Origin of the sequence: Ligilactobacillus salivarius, assembly GCF_035231985.1 — a bacterium.
In the GTDB taxonomy this organism is placed as follows: Bacteria; Bacillota; Bacilli; order Lactobacillales; family Lactobacillaceae; genus Ligilactobacillus; species Ligilactobacillus salivarius.
On record NZ_CP117983.1, the window covers coordinates 179,353 to 197,907 of the forward strand.

Genomic DNA, 18,555 nt, shown 5'->3' on the forward strand with positions numbered 1-18,555 from the left:
TAAAACTTTTTTTATTGATATTAGTAAGTTTCGTTATCTAAATAATGATTGTAATACTCAACCTTAATATCATCTTTTGAAACAATTAATTTAGTAACTGAACCATTTCTAGGTCCAAGTTCAGCTGCTCCCAATTCTGGGGCAAAACGATCTACAATACTTCTAATTGTAATACTGTGACTAACAAGAAGAATGTTTTCACCATCTTGGCGATGACGACGAAGATGATCAAAGCCAGCATTGATTCTAGCCCAGTATTGTTCATCTGTTTCTGCATCTTTGAATGGGTCAATTTCATTTAAAAAGTCGCGAGTTTTACCTAAACTATAGTTTGCAATAAGTTCGTTATATGAACGATAGCCACCATGTTGAGCACCTAACATTGTCCAAACTTGTGAAGAGTCATTGCCTTCAAAATAACCAAAGCTTTGTTCACGGAAATTGCGAATTTCTTTAGGTGTAATATCATTAGATGCAATGTTTTCTTCAAGAATATAACGACATGTTCTCATAGCACGAGTTGTATCTGAATGATATGCATGATCAAAATTGATATGAGCTAGATGACGTCCAGCACTATGAGCATCTTCCATTCCCTTAGGAGTTAGTGGGGAATCGCACCAACCTTGGAGACGGTTATACTTATTTAAAAATGTTTGTCCATGACGAACCATGTAAATTGTAAATGCCATTGAATACAAAACCTTTCTCTAAATTTAATCTATTATAAATTTTAACATAGAAAAACTAGTTTAGGTCCAATTTATTATCTGAATATTTTTGACCTAGGTAAACAGTTAAAAATGACAATAAGATTAATACGATGATGCAAGTAAGACTAGCTTCAATACCGAAAGCACCACCATTTAACCAAGGATGGTGAGGTACAGAAGTAGACTTAAATAATAGTTCTGTCCCACTAATTCCAGAAACTGGAGTACCAAAGAATGGGCCTTCAGCAAAATTCCAAGCACCATGGAGAGCACCACATAGCCAAAGATCACCTGTATAAAAACGAAGCAAGGCTGTTAGAATACCGAATGCAAGCAGACCGACGAACCCTTCGAGTGAAACACCAGCATTTCCTAAGTGACCACTTGCAAAGAAGAGGGCACTAAGAGTAATTGCCCAAAATACACCTAATTTTTCAGTAATCCTTCCTTGAATATATCCACGGCAAATAATTTCTTCAGTTGTTCCTTGGATGAGAAATCCAATAAGCATTAATACAAATAAAACAATATTTTTACTTGACCATACAATCTTAGTAGTAAAACCTCCACCAAAAACAGCAATGGCGAAAATTATAGCAAAAGCTAGAAAACCTATGAGATATCCTATGCCAAATTTTTGAGTAATTTTATCTTTCTTAAATGGCATAACAATATCAAGTGCATCTAAATTATTTTTAGCACGATAATAAATAAAGAGATAGATAGGAACAATAATCTCACCTATTAAAGTGATAGTTAGAAATACAGGAGTATCAGTGGAAGTACCAGGATTTGATGTGGAACTGTATCCCATGACAAAACCTCCTGGAATACTTGCTAAACTCAAAAGTAAGAAAGCAAGTAATAATGTCTTAATGACAAATAATGTTTTTTTCATAAAAGCACCCTTTTCCTTTAAAGATATTACAAGTATACATTAATTATTAACTATAAACAAAATTTGATTAATAAAAAAGAATTGACTTGGAGTTAACTCAAAGGTGTATGTTAGTGATGAAGGGAAGGATGGCATATGACTAAAAGTTTAGTGATATATTTTTCAATGACAAATAATACTAAAAAAGTAGCAGAGATGATTGCCCAAGAACTAAGTGCTGATACATATCGCATTCAAGCTAAGCAACCATATACTTCTGAAGATTTGAATTGGCATAACAATAATAGTCGTGCTAATCGCGAACAAGAAGATAATAATAGTCGTCCGGAATTTGCAGGACAACTTCCAGATCTTACAAAATACGATAGAATCCTTATTGGACATCCTACGTGGTGGGGAATTCCTCCACGTATAATTAATACTGTAATTGAAAAGCTTGATTTGAGTGGAAAAGAAATCGCAACCTTTTCTACATCAGGTGGGTCGACTTATGACCAAGCACAGAAAGTAATGAATGAGTTAATTGGATCCGATGTTAAGCCTGGCCGTGTTTTGAGTTCTAAAAAAGATGTTGAAAATTGGTTACGAGATATTAATTTTAAGTAAGATGAGGTAAAAATAATGGCAAATTTTGAAAAAAGAAGTAAAGAATAATATATTTGGCTTTGGTGGTAAGAATGTTGATTATGCGAAGTATTTTGTAGGTGAAAGCTACTTAAAATCCCTAGTTGGAGAAGCTGACATCGATGTAAATGTGGGTAATGTCAGCTTTGAACCAGGATGTCGTAATAACTGGTATATTCATCATAATGGTTATCAAATTTTGTTGGTAACTGATGGGAAAGGTTGGTATCAAGAGGAAGGAAAACCAGCTCAATTATTGAAAGCTGGCGATGTAGTTGTAATTCATGAAGATGTAAAGCATTGGCATGGTGCAACTAAAGATAGTTGGTTTAATCATGTTGCAATTACTAAAGGTAACAGTGAATGGCTTGAACCTGTTAGCGATGAAGAATATAACAAATTAGGATAGGGGAAAATAAAATGGTTGAAAAACAAACTGCTGGACGCGATAATTTAGGAGATTTTGCACCTAAATTTGCGGAATTAAATGATGATGTATTATTTGGACAAGTGTGGTCACGTGAAGATAAGTTAAGTCCAAGGGATAGAAGTTTCTTAACAGTAACTGCTTTAATTTCTCAAGGTGCTTTTGAACAATTAAAATATCATATGAATAAAGCAAAAGAAAATGGCATCACAAAAGAAGAAATTTCTGAAATTATAACTCAATTAGCATTTTATGTAGGTTGGCCTAAAGCTTGGTCAGCATTTGGAATTGCTAAGGAAATTTGGAAGTAAAAGACTAAATGATTTTGAAAAATATCACTATATCAAAAATATATAGTGGTATTTTTTTATTAATTTCAAATTTAGTGTTGACATTATATCCTGTATCACATATTATTATGGCATAATAATTAAAAATAGCTAAGAAAAGATGAGTAATTAATGTGAGTATCACTAAAGAGAGTCGTGAATGGTGAGATGCGATGTGTTGAAAGCTTAATGAAGATGGTCTTGGAGCTAGATTATCTGTGAGCCATGGCAAGCAGATAACAGGGGTCGCCTGTTATAGCGAACGAGTATAGCTTGTATAGTGTACTTAGTGAGGATATTACTGTGAGGTAGTATCGAATAATGGGTGGTAACACGTGAATTAGATGATAACACGTCCCTAGAATGACAAAAGTTGTTCTAGGGGCGTTTTTTTATGCCAAAAAAGAAGATAGGAGAGATTTTTATGACAAAAGATGTATTACATTACGATACTGTAGGAAGTTTTTTAAGACCAGAAAAATTAAAGCAAGCTCGACAAGAATTTTTAGAAAATAAAATTTCAAGAGAAAAATTAAAATTTGTTGAGAACGAGGCAATTGCTGATTTAGTTGAGAAGGAAAAGCAACTTGGATTAAAAGTAGTAACTGATGGTGAGTTTAGAAGAAGTTATTGGCATCTAGATACTTTTTGGGGATTTGGTGGGATTGAACATACCATTCCAGAACATGGATACTTTTTCCATGGTGAAGAAACAAGAGCGGATTCAGCAACAGTTTCAGGAAAAATTCATTATGTAGAAAATCATCCTGATGTACAAGCATTTTCATATCTAAAAGAATTAATTAAGGATGATGATGACGTAACTGCACGTCAAAGTATCCCAGCTCCAGCGCAATTATACGTAGAACTTTTCAGAGATGAGCATAATAAGAAAATTACAAATGAGTTTTACCCAGATCACAAAGAATTAGTGGCAGATATCTCTAAAGCTTATCGTGAGTTAATTCTTGATTTGTATAACCATGGTTGTCGTGATATTAAACTCGATGATTGTACTTGGGGAGTTATCGTTGATGACGATTTTTGGAATGTTTTCTCAGAAGACGGAAAGTATACAAGAGATGGTTTACAAGATTTATATCTTGAATTAAATAATGGTGCTTTAGTAGATCTGCCAGAAGATTTAAGAATAACGACACACATTTGTCGTGGAAACTATCATTCGACTTGGGCATCTAAGGGAGGTTATGAACCAGTTGCAGCACATGTTTTTGCTAAAGAAAATGTTGACGCATTTTATTTAGAGTTTGATGATGAACGATCTGGAGGCTTCGAGCCATTGAGATTTGTTCCAAAAGGTAAAGAGGTGGTCTTAGGAATTATTACAAGTAAGAAACCAGAATTAGAAGATAAAGAAGAATTGAAGCAAAGAATCAAAGAAGCTGCTAAGTATGTTGATTTAGAAAATCTAGCTTTAAGTACACAATGTGGATTTGCCTCAACAGAAGAAGGAAACAAGCTGACTGAAGAAGATCAAGAAGCAAAGATCAGATTAGTAGTAGAAACTGCTAAAGAAGTTTGGAAATAATCTAGAAATTTAAGAATTACCAAGTATTTTACATATAAGGAGACGATATTATGAGAAGAAAAGGTTTATTAGGATTTATTGCAGTAATTATTGTAATTGCAGTTGCAGCATTTTTCACTTTTGGTCATAAAAAGACTGAAGCTAAGAAGACAGTAACAGTAGGTGTAGTTGGACAAACTAACCAAGATGAAAAAATTTGGAATCAAGTAAAGAAAACAGCTAAAGAAAAGTATGGAGTAACAGTTAAAATTAAAAACTTTACAGATTATAATCAGCCAAATAAAGCTCTACAAAATGGCGAAATAGATTTGAATAGTTTCCAACACAAAGCTTTCCTAAATGCGTGGAATAAAGCCAATAAAGGTACCTTAGTTCCAATTGGAAATACAGTTATTGCACCTATTAGATTATATTCATATAAGTACAAGAGTATTAAAGAATTGCCTCAAAATGCAACTATTGCAGTTCCAAATGATGCATCAAACGAAAGCAGAGCATTATATGTATTAAAAAATGCAGGGTTAATCAGTTTTAAGAAGGGTACAGGAAAATTAGCAACAATTGCCGATATTGATAAGAATCCAAAAGATTTAAAGATCAAAGAATTGGGAGCTGAGCAAACAGCTCGTTCTCTAAATGACGTAGATGCCGCTGTAGTAAATAATACTTACGCTGTTCCAGCAAAATTAGGTGATAAACAAACAATTTATACTGAGCCATTAAATAAAGATTCAGAACAATGGATTAATGTCATCGTAGCTAATAAGAAAGACAAGGATAACGAAGCATATAAAGCAGTGGTTAAATCTTATCAAACAGATGCTGTAAAGAAATTAATCCACAAAGCTTATGGTAACAGTGAAGTTACAGCTTGGAATTTAAAACTAAAATAGAAGTAAAGGGGACTATGATGTATGACGGATATTATTACATTAGAAAATATAGATGTCACATTTAAACAAGGAAAGCAAGTCGTTAATGCTGTTAAGAATGTCAATTTAAATGTTGAAAAGGGAGATGTTTTTGGAGTAGTGGGTTATTCAGGTGCAGGCAAATCTACACTAGTACGTACAATTAATCTACTTCAAAAGCCAACTTCAGGTACTGTAAAAGTGAATGGAACGTTATTGTTTGCAGATAATAAGCAACAAATTAGTAATAAAGAACTTCAAAAACAAAGAAGAAACATCGGAATGATATTTCAACATTTCAATCTTTTAAACGAAACAACAGTAGTAGATAATGTTGCTTTTGCTTTACGTCATAGTTCTTTATCTGATAAAGAAATTGAAGAGAAAGCTTTAAACTTATTGAAACTAGTAGGATTAGAAGATAAAGCAAAGTTTTATCCTATTCAATTATCTGGTGGGGAACAGCAAAGAGTGGCAATTGCAAGAGCTTTGGCAAATGATCCTGAAATATTGATTTCTGATGAATCAACTTCTGCGTTAGATCCACGAACGACAAATCAGATTTTAGATCTTTTAAAAGAACTCAATGCAAAATTAGGTTTGACCATAGTTTTGATTACCCACGAAATGGATGCTGTAAAAAGAATAGCTAATAAAATAGCCATTATGGAACATGGAGTGATAATTGAAAAAGGGAAATTGCGCGATGTATATCTTCGTCCTAAAGAAGAATTGAGTCGACAATTTGTGGGAGGATCACTCGCAGCTATCGAAACTTTGAAGGCATTCAATTTGGGTAACCTATCACCTGATCAAAAATTATTTCAACTTGTCTTTTCTGCAGCAAATGTTACAAAGTCAATAATTCTTGAATTGTATAAAGAGCTAGGATTAGACGTGTCAATGTTGTATGGAAATATTGAAGTTTTAGAGAGTGAACCTGTAGGAACTATGTTTATTTTGGCTAAGGGAGAACCGGATAAACTCGATAAGGTTGCAGATTATTTGAAAAAAGAAAATGTTGAAGTAACAAGAATTGATGAACGGGGGATTTGGAATGACTAGTATTATTGAAAAATATTTACCCAATGTAGCAAACTTGGGCTGGACCGGTGATAGTGGTTGGTGGACTTCAATTATTCAAACACTTTATATGACTTTATGGCCTGCAATTTTTGGTGGAATTTTAGGATTGATTTTTGGAATCATCTTAGTAGTAACTAAGCCCAAAGGAATTTTAGAAAGCAAGCTCTGGTTTAGTATCTGTGATAAATTAGTTTCACTATTTAGAGCTGTTCCATTCATTATTTTACTAGCTGTTATTGCCCCAGTGACTAAACTAATTGTTGGTACACAAATTGGAACAACGGCAGCAATTGTTCCTTTATCACTGGGAGTTTTTCCATTCTATGCTCGACAAGTTCAAGTAGCATTAGAAAGTGTAAATAACGGTAAAGTTGAAGCAGCACAGGCCTTAGGAGCAACTAATACAGACATTATCCTAGATGTATACCTTCGAGAAGCGCGATCAGAACTCGTTAGAATTTCAACAGTAACTCTTATCAGTTTAGTTGGTTTAACAGCGATGGCTGGTGCGATTGGTGCTGGAGGTTTAGGTAATACGGCTATTTCTTATGGATATAATCGTTTCAATAACGACATAACTATTGTAGCGACATTATTAGTCCTATTGATAGTTATAGTAATCCAATTAGTAGGAGATTTTTTGGCAAACATATTAAATCATCAAAAGAGATAGTTTTCAAAATCTGATAAAACCTAAGAATCGAGGCTAGATTTATGGAAGACAAAGAAAAAATTAAAATTTTACAGGATTTAATCCAAATTAATTCAGTTAATGGGAATGAATTAGAGATAGCAAAATATTTACACAAGCTTTTTGCAAAATCAAATTTAGAATCAAAGGTTGATGAATTTGGTGATAGAAGAGCTAATTTAGTACTAGATGTTGGACAAGGCGAAAAAGTACTAGGACTTACAGGACATATGGATACTGTTGCATTAGGAAATGAAGATAAATGGAGCTATCCCCCATTAGAAGCTAAAATTGATGGTGACAGATTATATGGACGTGGAGCAGCTGATATGAAGAGCGGCTTGGCAGCTTTAGCAATAGCAATTATTGAATTATCAGATTTGGAAAAAATACCAGGACATATTAGATTTATTGCAACTGCTGGCGAAGAGTATGGTACACCAGGAGCTAACAGGCTAAGAGATTTAGGAGTAGCTAAAGATCTAGATGCATTAGTTGTGGGTGAAGCAACTAATGGAGATATAATATATGCACACTCTGGAAGTTTTAATTATCGCATCGTAAGTCATGGAAAATCCGTTCATTCATCAACACCAGAATTGGGAAATAATGCATTAGATGCTTTAGTTGATTTTGCTGCTATAGAACGTACACTTTTTGATGATGTTCCTCGCGACCCATATTTAGGTGAACTAAAACATAGTGTAACTATTTTAAATGTGGGTGAACAAGTTAACACAATTCCTGATGAAGGGGAACTTTATGGAAATATTCGTCCAACTAGTGCTTTTAATAATAAACAAATAATTGAACGTTTAAAATCAGCGGTAGATAAAGTGAATGATAAAAATGGGGCTAAACTCACTTTTGAATTAATTCATGACTGGTATCCTGTTGTTTCAAATCCAGAAGATGATTTTGTACAGACAGCATTAACTGTTAGTCAAGAAGTATTCTCTAATTATGTTGAAGGTAAGCAACCAGAATTGATAACAATGAATGGGGCTACTGATGCATCTGTTTTTGTAAAAGATAACACTAATTTACCTGTTATAATTTTAGGACCTGGTGAAAGTAATGTAAGTCATCAGATCGATGAATATACAACAATTTCTAGTTATTTAGCATTGGTAGAAATTTACAAACAAATAATATTGAGATATTTTGAATAAAATAAGGGTTGGAAAAGATAATTGTCGCCTTTTCCAACCCTTAATTATTATTTATTGAAATTCAATAACATCGTCAACACTATAACGAGTAGATTTAATGTCAGTGGACTCACTATCTGCTTTACCAACAGCAATTGCCATAACTGGGACATAACGTTCTGGATCTAGCCCTAAAGCAGTAGCAGCTTTTTTAGCATCATATCCAGCAATTGGATTAGTGTCGTAGCCATGAGCACGAGCAGCTAGCATGAATTGCATAGCAGCTAAAGAACTGTCAACCATAGCATCAGCAGTTAATAATTGTTTATCGGCATTTTCATACAGTGGTAAGAAAGTATTAAGGATACGATCTAATTCTTCCTTACTAATTTGTTTTTGTTCGTAAATATTTTCCCATAAAGCACGATATTTCTTAAAAGCTAGCGTATCACCGAAAAGCATTACAATAGCAGAAGATGTTTCTAACTGTGGTAAATTGAACTTCATGAAGAATGAACGTAATTTATCTTTTCCTTCTGGAGTATCAACTACGATGAAATGCCATGCTTGTAAATTACATGCAGAAGGAGCCGTAATAGCATTGGCAACCATTTCTTTCAATTCTTCACGAGGAATTTTTACAGAAGTATCGAATTTACGTACTGAATGACGACCTAACATTACACTTTCGAAATCATTGTTTTTGAAATTAGTCATGATAATTCGCTTCCTTTGGTTCTATAATAGTAATCGTTTTCACATAATATTATATCACTAAAATAGTTATAGAAAAAAATTCAAAATGATAAAACTGTTTCTTTTTATTGCAAAATAAAAGAACTATAATACAAATGAAAACGTTTTAAAAGAATGGAGTGATTTTCATGAGTAGTTTTGTTGCTAATGAGGAAGAGGTAAGAAACTTTCTTTGTCGTCCTAACATGAAGAAGCAAGATGGAATAATGTTTGCCTATGTAACTTCAGCTGAGAAGTTAGCTGAAGTGGTGCCTAAACCTTTGAAAGTTGTAGCACCTGTCATCATGGGCTACGTCACCCATATGGGAGATCCAACTTTTGCTGCTCCATATGATGAAGCTGTATTGTATGCGTTTGTTAGTTACCAAGATAAGATAATGGGAGCCTACCCATTTGTCTTATATCTAAGTGGTGAAGGTGCAGAGGAGGCGATGATTGCTGGTCGTGAAGGCGCATGTATGCCTAAAAAATTAGCAGATGATATTAAAATAGAAAAATCAGAAAATAAAGTACAAGCTAAAATAATCAGACATGGTACAGAAATTTTGAACTTAAAGTGGGAAGCTGGAGTGCCTAATGATATTGAAACAGTTAAGAAAATGTTTGGTAGCCAAGTGAAATTAGGTGAACCATCAGAAATGGCAAGTTTCTTCATTAATTACGATATTGAACAACAAGATGATGGATCTAATAAGTTTGTAGATACTGAGTTAATTGCAACTCAAAGTACAGGCTTAACTACTGATATGGAAATTGGAAAAATAGATATAAAACTTACTTCCAGCGAAGATGATCCTTTAGCTGAATTAGAAGTACTTAAGCCAGTTGGTGGCGCACATTACAAGATGGACTATTCCGTTATGCATAAGACTCTAAAGCTAGACTCTCTTAATCCAGAAGAAATTGCTCCATACTTGATTACTGGACACTACGATAGAACTTTCGTAACTAAGCAAGATTAACGAGAAGGTGTAGATTATGAGTTTTAAGAAAATTACAATTGCCGGAGCAGGTACATTAGGTAGTCAAATTGCATTTCAAGCCGCATTCTATGGATTTACAGTATCTATCTGGAATCCGCATCCAGATCGTGCAATTAGAAGATTGAATAAAGTTCAGAAGATGTATAAACAAGAGATGGGGATTACGGATAGTGATGTAAAAAGAGCGATGAAGAATATCGTTGAGATTACTAATGATATGGAAATTGCTACTAAAAATACAGAATATGTGATTGAATCAGTTCCAGAAAATCTAGAAATAAAAGGAATCTTTTACCAAAAGATGTGTCAGGTACTACCAAAAGATGTAATTTTAGCAAGTAATAGTTCAACTTTAGTACCTAGTCAACTAGTGAAATTTGTTGATAGACCAGAAAAATTTTTGCATATGCATTTTGCAAATCACATTTGGAAATTTAATACTTCTGAAATTGTGGGTAATGAAAAAACGGATAAAGAAGTTATTGATAAAGTGGTGGAATTCGCTAAAGAAATTAACATGCTACCAATTGTTTTGAAGAAAGAACAACGGGGATACATTATGAATTCCTTATCGGTACCGTATCTGAACGCTGCTCTAGGATTGTGGGCTAAAGGAGTTGCAGATCCAATGACGATTGATAAAGATTGGATGAAAGCTACAGGTTCGCCGATGGGACCATTCATGTCACTGGATGCAATTGGCTTAAGGACAACATATGCGATCTTTAATGCACATGCTGAAGATGCAGCAGCTAAAGCAATTGCTGATAAATTGAAGCAAATGATTGATGAAGGTCATTACGGCATTGAAGCTGGTGAAGGATTCTACAAGTATCCACATCCAGCTTATGAATCAGCAGATTTTTTGAAAGTTTAAAAGCATAAAAATAGTATCAGAGAAGGATACATTATCACTTCTTCTGATACTATTTTTCTAATCTTCATCTTCTTGTTTTTCAGCAGCTAAACCAGCTAAGTTCAAGATGTTCCAAGGTTTATCAAAGCCAGGTTGGAAGAAGAAATCTTCATAAGCTAGATCATAAATTGTTTGCTTAGTTTTAATTGCAAGTGAGATAACATTGATATAAGCTGTTAAGTCATGCTTGGAAAGAATTTGACCACCTAAAATAGCTTTTGTATCTGGATCATAAGTTAACTTGAACCAAACGTGAGCATTTTCTTCTTTAGGAACAAAGTCCATTCTGAAATCATCTTCGACTACTACTGAACGTACTTGCTTACCTAATTTTTGAGCAGTTGTGGCATTCAATCCACTTGAAGCAAATTTATAATCAAATACTGATAATGCAGAAGTTCCTTGTACTCCAGGGAAAGGATGGAGAGGTGCTTCTAAATTCTTAACTGCAAATCTACCTTGCTTACGAGCATTAGTTGCTAAAGCGACGTTCAATAAAGTATTTCCTGGATTGTATTTAAGTAATGTTGCATCGCCAACTACAAATACATCATCCGCACTTGAACGCATAAAGTTATCAGTCTTAACAATTCCATTTGGATACATTGCAAGTTCGCCTTTCAGCCAAGCTGTATTTGGTTTAACACCAGCAGCAACAATAACTAAATCTGCAGGATATTCACCCTTATCCGTTTTCACACCAGTAACGGTATTTTCGCCTAAATATTCTTGAACGAGTTGATTGCCATGAACGTGTACATTGTTTTGAGTAAGTTCAGGTTCAATTACATCAGTCAATTCCTTATCGAGATATGTAGCTAATGGTCGTGGTAACATATCTAGAACTTCAACCGATTTACCTGCCTTAGCAAATACTTCAGCAGCTTCGATACCAATATATCCACTTCCGATAACAACAACATTTTTAACATTGTTATCAAGAACTTTTTCTTTAAGTTTAACTGCCCAATCATGGCCACGCATATAGTAGACGTTTTCAAGATTTTTACCAGGAACGTTTAATTCCATTGGAACAGCACCAGGACTGAGAATTAGTTTATCATAACTTTCAGTTCTAACTTCACTTGTTTGTAAATCCTTAACTTCGATTTCGTGGTCTGCACTATGTAAGGCAATTACTTGTGTTTGTTCGAACAAACTTACACCACGACTTCGAATGGCTTCAGGAGTCATATAACGTACTTTATCAGCACTATCAACTTTGCCTTCCAAAAATAGCTGCATGCCACAAGATAGGAATGAAAGGAAGTCGCCTTGTTCATACCATTGGATTTCTGCGTCAGGATAATCTTTTAATAAACCTTCAACCGCTTCATAACCACCGTGTGATGAACCTACAACAATAACTTTCATGTAATCATCTTCCTTCAAAATATATTTTACACTATTTAATTATAGAACGTTTTCACAATATTTCAAGTTAAATTTTGCACAAAGTATTATTTTTTTGAATCAAATCAATTTGCTACGATTCCATAATCGAATCACAAAATATGACACGATTATAGAAATTGAGTCATAAAATCTGACTCGATTTGACAAATCGTTGCAAAATTTATGATAATAGTCAAAATTTTCTGCCTAATTTTTTTGGTAATTTCTAAATTTAAGTCTTACAATTAAGTGAGCAGGAACAGATAAAATACGATGAGGTAAAGTAGAAATGAAAAATAAAATATTAAAAATAGGAACAACTTCAACAACAGAAATGTATGTACCACTGCCATGGTTACCAAGTAATATTTATAGTGGAATTACAGCAGCCGAATTAGCAGCTTTTGTGTTGCCTAAAGCAGATGAAGTTGCATTTCAAAAGGCTCAAGAGTTAATGGAAAAGGATAGTTTACAAGTTCCAATCGTTTGGGTAGATGCTAGTGAAGATTTATCAAAAGAGGATTTGCAAAGTAAGGTAGCTCAAGTGGCACAACATTATGAAGAAGAAAATGTACCTGGTTTTTTAAGAGATTTAATCAATTTTGCTGATGAAAAACCAGTTAGTTATACAACTCCAGGGCATCACAACGGACAATTTTATGAAAAACATCCAGCTGGTGTAGTATTCAAAAAGTTCTTTGGAGATAATATGTTACGAGCTGATGTAAGTGATACAGTGGCAGAATTAGGCGACACCTTAACTCATGGTGGAACGCCACTTGATTCTGAACAAGAGGCAGCACAAGCATTTAATGCTGATAAAGTTTACTATGTAACAAACGGAACAACTAGTTCAAATACAATTTGTGCCAATGCAGTTTTATCAGAAGGAGACTTGGTCTTATTTGATAGAAATAATCATAAATCTTTATACAATAGTGCCCTTATTATGACTGGAGCTAAACCTGTATATCTTCCAACAAGTCGAAATCCTTTGGGACTAATTGGTCCGGTAATTAGCGATGACTTGGATGAAGAAAAAATTAGGGCTGAGATTGCTAAAGTTGATCCAGAAAGGGCTAAAGCTAAAAGACCATTTAGAATGGCGGTTTTACAACTCGAAACATTTGACGGTGTTTTCTATAATGCAAAGTGGCTATTAGATAAGATTGGCAAACTTTGTGACTATGTTCTCTTTGACTGTGCTTGGGGTGGTTACGAACAATTTGTAAATATCATGAAACAACTATCACCACTACAATATAAATATACAGCTGATGATCCCGGAATATTAGTGACACAATCTATTCATAAACAACAAGCAGGTTTAGCTCAAACTTCGCAAATCTTGAAGAAAGATGCACATATCAAAGGGCAAAAACGTTATGTAGACCATAAACATTTCAATAATGCTTATTTGAAATATGTAACAACTTCTTATTCCTATCCAATTTATGCATCATTGACAGTGAATACAGCTTTGGCTAAGGGTGAAGCACCTAAAAAATGGTGGGAAGAAGCTATGAAGAAGGGAATAAGATTTAGAAAAGCTTTGAATCGAAAATCTAAATTATTTAAGACCTTAAATGCCCAAGAAATAAATGAAAAGTCAGAACAAGAATTAATGGATAACCTATCTTACTGGAAGATGGAAGAAACAGATGATTGGCATGGATTTAAAGGAATAGCTAAGGATGAAGCAATCATTAGCCCATTAAAATTAACTGTGGTTTGTCCTGGAATTAACTTAGCAACTGGTAAATACGAAAAAACAGGAATACCTGGAAAAGTTATTGGAGAGTATTTAATAGAGAAGAGAGTAATTACATGTAAGTCTGATTTGTATTCAACATTATTCTTGCTAACTCCTGGAGAAAGAGATGCTGATTTAGAAGCACTGTTAACCTCATTTTTAGAATTTGAAGAATATTACTTGCGCGATGCACTATTGGAACAGGTGTTACCACGATTAGTTAAACAAAATCCTAAACGCTATCGAGGTTATACAATTAAACAACTTTGCCAAGAAATGCATGAATATTATGCTAAAAATGAAATCTACAAACTTCAACAAGATTTGTTTTTAAAGAAGACCTTCCAAGATTATGAAATGACACCTGCTGAAGCAGATAAGTTATTTATGAAGAATGAAGGAGAGTTAGTAGATTTAGATGAAATTGAAGGAAGAGTAGCTCTTGAAGGTGCGCTACCATATCCACCAGGAGTATTCATTGTAGCTCCAGGTGAAAAATGGCAAAAGATTGATGTGGATTACTTTAAGATATTAATGGGTGCTATTGACAAATTCCCTGGATTTGATCCAGAAATTCAAGGTGTGTATTTGAATAAAGATACTGGGGTAACAAAGGCTCAAGGATTTGTGTTATAGTGAATAAAAAGCGACATTTTTGTGTCGCTTTTTATTTTATCGAATTGTTCTTAAACCTATTAATAATCATAAGCAGAACGATTTTTAATTTTGAAAGTAACGGTTTTATCATCTGCATATGGTCCTACCTCTGTGTTAAGAAGGTAGTCTAAAAATCCAGAATTAAGATGGACTTTATCTCTATCCAAAGTTAGAAATCTAACATCATGTGTTTCAAAACCCTTGTTTCTCTCTTTTTCTATGCTTTTGATAGCTTCAGCGTTAACTTTATTGTCATCAGCTAACTTTTTAGCTTCTGTTGCTGTTAATATCTCTATTGGTAGAGAAGAGGTAATTTTATTTTGCTTAGGTGTGGTAAAGTCGATATTTAGTTTTACCATAGTGCCTTCGATAGATTTTATTACATAACTATTGTGTTCCTTTATTTCAGTAGTAAAACCTAGTTTTTCTAGTAATGCTGCAATTTGTGTAGCTATTGAATCAAAACAATAAATAAAGGTTGAGGCCTCACCTCTATCGGCATCTAAGCATATATTATTTGCAGCATAATTTAAAATTGCCAAATCTATATGGCTTGTTTCCATTGTAACTACTCCTTTCTTACTTCAAAATTAAGCAACTTAATATTATCACTTTGCTGGAATTTTCCAAGCAAAAATAAATTTATTAATTAGTTGGGCTAATTTAAACATTTACATTAAATTAAATTTTTTCTTAGATTTTTCTCATATATTCATTGACAAATGAGAAAAAGCACGTTAATATCTAAGTACAAATTGAATAAGACATAATAAACGATGATGAGAAGAGATCTGACAGAAGTATTATAAGAGAGCTTCGTAAGGTGAAAGGAAGTATACGGAGTCAGTGAGAATGGTCTCGGAGTTAGAGTAAATGGTGCAAGCCATTACTCCGTTAGAATACGATATAATTTAAGCTATTAAGCTAGTGAGGTTGTTTTAATTAACAACGAACTAAGGTGGTACCGCGGTTTTCGCCCTTATATTTGGGTGAGAACCGCTTTTTTATTTTTAGAGAAGGGGTTGATAGGAGATGGTTGATACACCAGCAATTAAGTTTGAAAACATCTCAAAGACATTCCAAACGGCTGATAATGAAGTCAAGGCTGTACAGAATGTAAATCTTGAAATCAAATCCGGTGAAGTATTTGGAATTGTCGGCTTTTCTGGAGCAGGGAAAAGTACATTAGTTAGAATGTTAAATGGATTAGAAAAACCAACGGAAGGTAAAATTCTTATTCATGGTAAGCGAGTAGATAATCTTGCCGGAAGAGACTTGCGTGAACAAAGAAAGAAAATTGGAATCATTTTCCAACATTTCAATTTACTTTGGTCACGAACAGTTTTGGAAAATATTACTTTTCCGTTAGAGATTGCAGGAGTTCCTAAGAGCAAAAGAATTGATAAAGCTAAGAAATTAGCAGAATTAGTAGGATTGGGTGATAGATTACATGCTTACCCTAGCCAATTATCTGGGGGACAAAAGCAAAGAGTTGGTATTGCAAGAGCATTGGCTAATGATCCTGAAATTTTGATTTCAGATGAAGCTACAAGTGCTTTGGATCCACAAACTACTGAAGAAGTATTGGATTTACTTGAAGATATTAATCGAAAGTTAAATCTAACAATTGTAATTATTACTCACGAAATGCACGTTATTAGACGTTTGGCTGATAAGGTGGCAGTAATGGAAACAGGTAAAGTTATTGAAGAAGGACCTGTTTCAGAAGTATTTACTCATCCTCAACAAGACTTAACGAAACGTTTCGTTAATGCAGAAGTCGATACAAATAATACACCTGATGTTAAGGAAGTTGTAAATCAACTTTTAGAAAAATATCCACATGGTCAATTAATAGAATTGAGATTCCATGGAGACCAAGTTCAATTACCAGTAGTTTCGGAATTGGTCAGACAATTTCCAGAAGTGCAGTTAAGTATCTTGGAAGGATCAATTCATCAGTTGGCCGACAAAGCTCGAACAATTGGAACGTTATTTGTTCAGTTAGTTGGTAGCGATGAAGATATTCAAGAAGCTTTGAAGTTCCTTGAAACTTTAAGAGTGGAAGTGAGGGTGATAAGTAATGAATAATCAAGGTATACAGTCATATTTCCAGTTTAAGAATGTTAACTGGCCAGATATGTGGAGTGCAACTTGGGAAACGATTTGGATGACAGTCGTATCAATCGCTATCGTCGCAATTTTAGGATTATTATTAGGTCTGCTATTATTTGAAACTTCAGGTAGTGATAAATTATCGGTTAAGATCTTGAATGTTATTGTTGGAGTATTTGTTAACATTTTCCGCTCCATCCCATTTATCATTTTAATCGTATTACTGTTACCATTAACACAAGTTTTGGTTGGCTCTATTACAGGAGCTAAGGCCGGAATTCCAGCTTTAGTTATCGGTGCTTCCCCAATGTATGCTCGTCTAGTTGAAATTGCATTTCACGAAGTAGACAAAGGTGTTATTGAAGCAGCAGTAGCGATGGGGGCTAACAAATGGCAAATCTTATACAAAGTGTTAATTCCTGAATCACTACCTGCACTAGTTTCAGGGATAACAGTTTCAACAATTGCGTTGATTGGTTATATTGCCATGGCTGGAGCAATCGGTGCTGGTGGTTTAGGACAACTTGCCTATACTGATGGGTTCCAATCCTACAACAATGCGATAACATTAGTCGCAACTGTAATTATCGTTTTAATCGTGTTTGTTTTCCAATGGTTAGGCGACTCAACAGTTAAGAAGATTGATAAACGTTAATTAAAGGATGTTAAACTCTACATCAAAAAGGTAGTTTATAGAAAAATAAAATTATGAGGTGAATGGATTATGAAGAAAAAAACAGTTTTTGGTTTAATTACATCAGTTGCAGCAGCTGCTTTCTTATTTACAGGCGTTTCTAAGGCAAATGCCGATACAACTTTAACAGTTGGGGCATCTCCAACTCCCCATGCTAAAATTTTGGAACATGTAAAGCCTGAATTAAAGAAGGAAGGCATTGACTTAAAGATTAAGAAGTATGACGACTACATTATTCCTAACAAGGCTTTGGCTAACAAGGAAATTGATGCTAACTACTTCCAACACACACCATTTTTAAATAACTGGAACAAGAAGAACAACGGTACATTAGTTTCAGCTGGTAATATTCACTTGGAACCAATCGGTGTATACTCCAAGAAGTACAAGAGTTTGAAGGATTTACCTAAGGGAGCAACAGTTAATGTTTCCTCTAATGTATCTGACTATGGTCGTATTTTGACAATCTTTAAGGATGCAGGATTAATTACATTAAAGAAGGGCACAAATATTGAAACAGCTAACTTTAATGATATTGCTACAAACAAGAAACATTTGAAATTCAAGCACTCTTTTGAAGCTAAGTTAATGCCTCGTTTATACAAAGAAGGTAAGGATGCTGCTTATGTAATCAATGCTAACTATGCTGTACAAGCAGGTTTAAATCCTTCTAAAGATGCAATTGCTCTAGAAAAGAAGAGCTCTCCATATGCTAACATCATTGCTGTACGTAAAGCTGACAAGAACAAGCCAGCTATTAAGAAGTTAGTAAAAGTATTACAATCTGATGATACACAAAATTGGATTAAGAAAGAATTCAAAGGTGGAGTACTTCCAGCTAAATAATATTAAGAACTATTAAAAATTACTGGATCTCAATTGATTGGGGTCCAGTAATTTTTTTGCT

At 34.0% G+C, this 18,555-nt stretch carries 19 protein-coding genes; 14 read left to right on the top strand and 5 right to left on the bottom strand.

Annotated elements, in window-relative coordinates; all coding sequences use genetic code 11:
* Positions 1 to 20: 20 nt before the first annotated feature.
* Both PTA89_RS00725 and PTA89_RS00730 read right to left on the bottom strand, forming a co-directional pair.
* Positions 21 to 692, bottom strand: a complete 672-nt coding sequence (locus PTA89_RS00725) for a histidine phosphatase family protein (RefSeq protein ID WP_003705011.1) — start codon at positions 690 to 692, stop codon at positions 21 to 23.
* A 55-nt stretch (positions 693 to 747) separates the two neighbouring features.
* On the bottom strand, positions 748 to 1,611 hold the full coding sequence (locus PTA89_RS00730; protein ID WP_324177249.1) for a CPBP family intramembrane glutamic endopeptidase: 864 nt from the start codon (positions 1,609 to 1,611) through the stop codon (positions 748 to 750).
* Between the two features lie 135 nt (positions 1,612 to 1,746).
* Here PTA89_RS00730 and PTA89_RS00735 point away from each other — a divergent pair, with 135 nt between their 5' ends.
* The 8 genes from PTA89_RS00735 (at position 1,747) to PTA89_RS00770 (ending at position 8,400) form a co-directional block, all read left to right on the top strand.
* Complete coding sequence (locus PTA89_RS00735) at positions 1,747 to 2,217, top strand: flavodoxin (protein WP_324177250.1); 471 nt, start codon at positions 1,747 to 1,749, stop codon at positions 2,215 to 2,217.
* A gap of 25 nt (positions 2,218 to 2,242) precedes the next feature.
* Entirely contained in the window at positions 2,243 to 2,644 is a 402-nt protein-coding gene (locus PTA89_RS00740; RefSeq protein ID WP_324177251.1) for a cupin domain-containing protein, read from the top strand.
* Between the two features lie 11 nt (positions 2,645 to 2,655).
* A complete protein-coding gene (locus tag PTA89_RS00745) occupies positions 2,656 to 2,973 on the top strand; it encodes a carboxymuconolactone decarboxylase family protein (protein WP_034982273.1) in 318 nt (105 codons plus the stop codon).
* A gap of 442 nt (positions 2,974 to 3,415) precedes the next feature.
* Entirely contained in the window at positions 3,416 to 4,540 is a 1,125-nt protein-coding gene (locus tag PTA89_RS00750; RefSeq protein WP_324177252.1) for a 5-methyltetrahydropteroyltriglutamate--homocysteine S-methyltransferase, read from the top strand.
* Between the two features lie 50 nt (positions 4,541 to 4,590).
* Positions 4,591 to 5,433, top strand: coding sequence for a MetQ/NlpA family ABC transporter substrate-binding protein (locus PTA89_RS00755; RefSeq protein WP_324177253.1), 843 nt, complete (start codon positions 4,591 to 4,593; stop codon positions 5,431 to 5,433).
* Positions 5,434 to 5,454: 21 nt separating this feature from the next.
* Positions 5,455 to 6,516, top strand: coding sequence for a methionine ABC transporter ATP-binding protein (locus PTA89_RS00760; RefSeq protein ID WP_069468748.1), 1,062 nt, complete (start codon positions 5,455 to 5,457; stop codon positions 6,514 to 6,516).
* The gene (locus PTA89_RS00765) at positions 6,509 to 7,210 is read left to right on the top strand and encodes a methionine ABC transporter permease (RefSeq protein WP_003700804.1); all 702 of its coding nucleotides are present in this window, start codon (positions 6,509 to 6,511) and stop codon (positions 7,208 to 7,210) included. The genes PTA89_RS00760 and PTA89_RS00765 overlap by 8 nt, the downstream gene beginning before the upstream one ends.
* Before the next feature lie 41 nt (positions 7,211 to 7,251).
* Positions 7,252 to 8,400, top strand: a complete 1,149-nt coding sequence (locus PTA89_RS00770) for an ArgE/DapE family deacylase (RefSeq protein WP_324177254.1) — start codon at positions 7,252 to 7,254, stop codon at positions 8,398 to 8,400.
* A gap of 51 nt (positions 8,401 to 8,451) precedes the next feature.
* On the opposite strand, the gene PTA89_RS00775 is transcribed toward PTA89_RS00770, so the two are convergent.
* Positions 8,452 to 9,096, bottom strand: a complete 645-nt coding sequence (locus PTA89_RS00775; RefSeq protein WP_081537694.1) for a nitroreductase family protein — start codon at positions 9,094 to 9,096, stop codon at positions 8,452 to 8,454.
* Between the two features lie 167 nt (positions 9,097 to 9,263).
* Here PTA89_RS00775 and PTA89_RS00780 point away from each other — a divergent pair, with 167 nt between their 5' ends.
* Both PTA89_RS00780 and PTA89_RS00785 read left to right on the top strand, forming a co-directional pair.
* On the top strand, positions 9,264 to 10,097 hold the full coding sequence (locus tag PTA89_RS00780) for an acetoacetate decarboxylase family protein (protein ID WP_273779599.1): 834 nt from the start codon (positions 9,264 to 9,266) through the stop codon (positions 10,095 to 10,097).
* A gap of 16 nt (positions 10,098 to 10,113) precedes the next feature.
* On the top strand, positions 10,114 to 10,995 hold the full coding sequence (locus tag PTA89_RS00785; RefSeq protein WP_273779600.1) for a 3-hydroxyacyl-CoA dehydrogenase: 882 nt from the start codon (positions 10,114 to 10,116) through the stop codon (positions 10,993 to 10,995).
* 57 nt (positions 10,996 to 11,052) lie between these two features.
* Here the strand turns inward: PTA89_RS00785 and PTA89_RS00790 are convergent, their stop codons facing one another.
* Entirely contained in the window at positions 11,053 to 12,408 is a 1,356-nt protein-coding gene (locus tag PTA89_RS00790) for an FAD-dependent oxidoreductase (protein ID WP_255906633.1), read from the bottom strand.
* Positions 12,409 to 12,718: 310 nt separating this feature from the next.
* Between PTA89_RS00790 and PTA89_RS00795 the strand changes: the two genes are divergently transcribed.
* Complete coding sequence (locus PTA89_RS00795; protein ID WP_324177255.1) at positions 12,719 to 14,818, top strand: putative ornithine decarboxylase; 2,100 nt, start codon at positions 12,719 to 12,721, stop codon at positions 14,816 to 14,818.
* 59 nt (positions 14,819 to 14,877) lie between these two features.
* Here the strand turns inward: PTA89_RS00795 and PTA89_RS00800 are convergent, their stop codons facing one another.
* Positions 14,878 to 15,402: a hypothetical protein gene (locus PTA89_RS00800; RefSeq protein ID WP_253005963.1), complete on the bottom strand. Its 525-nt coding sequence runs from the start codon at positions 15,400 to 15,402 to the stop codon at positions 14,878 to 14,880.
* Between the two features lie 469 nt (positions 15,403 to 15,871).
* On the opposite strand from PTA89_RS00800, the gene PTA89_RS00805 reads away from it, so the two are divergent.
* The 3 genes from PTA89_RS00805 to PTA89_RS00815 all read left to right on the top strand — a co-directional run bounded on the left by PTA89_RS00805 (position 15,872) and on the right by PTA89_RS00815 (position 18,494).
* Positions 15,872 to 16,930 carry a methionine ABC transporter ATP-binding protein gene (locus tag PTA89_RS00805; RefSeq protein ID WP_161022833.1) on the top strand — a complete coding sequence of 353 codons (1,059 nt, stop codon included), beginning with the start codon at positions 15,872 to 15,874 and terminating at the stop codon, positions 16,928 to 16,930.
* Positions 16,923 to 17,609, top strand: coding sequence for a methionine ABC transporter permease (locus PTA89_RS00810; protein WP_003700817.1), 687 nt, complete (start codon positions 16,923 to 16,925; stop codon positions 17,607 to 17,609). Before PTA89_RS00805 ends, PTA89_RS00810 begins: the two co-directional genes overlap by 8 nt.
* 69 nt (positions 17,610 to 17,678) lie before the next feature.
* A complete protein-coding gene (locus PTA89_RS00815) occupies positions 17,679 to 18,494 on the top strand; it encodes a MetQ/NlpA family ABC transporter substrate-binding protein (RefSeq protein WP_081540499.1) in 816 nt (271 codons plus the stop codon).
* Positions 18,495 to 18,555: the final 61 nt, after the last annotated feature.

What these genes read in the sequence shown, in the direction of transcription:
- PTA89_RS00725 (WP_003705011.1), bottom strand. Translation starts at nt 692, where the DNA reads ATGGCATTTACAATTTACATGGTTCGTCATGGACAAACATTTTTAAAT.
- PTA89_RS00730 (WP_324177249.1), bottom strand. Translation starts at nt 1,611, where the DNA reads ATGAAAAAAACATTATTTGTCATTAAGACATTATTACTTGCTTTCTTA.
- PTA89_RS00735 (WP_324177250.1), top strand. Translation starts at nt 1,747, where the DNA reads ATGACTAAAAGTTTAGTGATATATTTTTCAATGACAAATAATACTAAA.
- PTA89_RS00745 (WP_034982273.1), top strand. Translation starts at nt 2,656, where the DNA reads ATGGTTGAAAAACAAACTGCTGGACGCGATAATTTAGGAGATTTTGCA.
- PTA89_RS00750 (WP_324177252.1), top strand. Translation starts at nt 3,416, where the DNA reads ATGACAAAAGATGTATTACATTACGATACTGTAGGAAGTTTTTTAAGA.
- PTA89_RS00755 (WP_324177253.1), top strand. Translation starts at nt 4,591, where the DNA reads ATGAGAAGAAAAGGTTTATTAGGATTTATTGCAGTAATTATTGTAATT.
- PTA89_RS00760 (WP_069468748.1), top strand. Translation starts at nt 5,455, where the DNA reads ATGACGGATATTATTACATTAGAAAATATAGATGTCACATTTAAACAA.
- PTA89_RS00765 (WP_003700804.1), top strand. Translation starts at nt 6,509, where the DNA reads ATGACTAGTATTATTGAAAAATATTTACCCAATGTAGCAAACTTGGGC.
- PTA89_RS00770 (WP_324177254.1), top strand. Translation starts at nt 7,252, where the DNA reads ATGGAAGACAAAGAAAAAATTAAAATTTTACAGGATTTAATCCAAATT.
- PTA89_RS00775 (WP_081537694.1), bottom strand. Translation starts at nt 9,096, where the DNA reads ATGACTAATTTCAAAAACAATGATTTCGAAAGTGTAATGTTAGGTCGT.
- PTA89_RS00780 (WP_273779599.1), top strand. Translation starts at nt 9,264, where the DNA reads ATGAGTAGTTTTGTTGCTAATGAGGAAGAGGTAAGAAACTTTCTTTGT.
- PTA89_RS00785 (WP_273779600.1), top strand. Translation starts at nt 10,114, where the DNA reads ATGAGTTTTAAGAAAATTACAATTGCCGGAGCAGGTACATTAGGTAGT.
- PTA89_RS00790 (WP_255906633.1), bottom strand. Translation starts at nt 12,408, where the DNA reads ATGAAAGTTATTGTTGTAGGTTCATCACACGGTGGTTATGAAGCGGTT.
- PTA89_RS00795 (WP_324177255.1), top strand. Translation starts at nt 12,719, where the DNA reads ATGAAAAATAAAATATTAAAAATAGGAACAACTTCAACAACAGAAATG.
- PTA89_RS00800 (WP_253005963.1), bottom strand. Translation starts at nt 15,402, where the DNA reads ATGGAAACAAGCCATATAGATTTGGCAATTTTAAATTATGCTGCAAAT.
- PTA89_RS00805 (WP_161022833.1), top strand. Translation starts at nt 15,872, where the DNA reads ATGGTTGATACACCAGCAATTAAGTTTGAAAACATCTCAAAGACATTC.
- PTA89_RS00810 (WP_003700817.1), top strand. Translation starts at nt 16,923, where the DNA reads ATGAATAATCAAGGTATACAGTCATATTTCCAGTTTAAGAATGTTAAC.
- PTA89_RS00815 (WP_081540499.1), top strand. Translation starts at nt 17,679, where the DNA reads ATGAAGAAAAAAACAGTTTTTGGTTTAATTACATCAGTTGCAGCAGCT.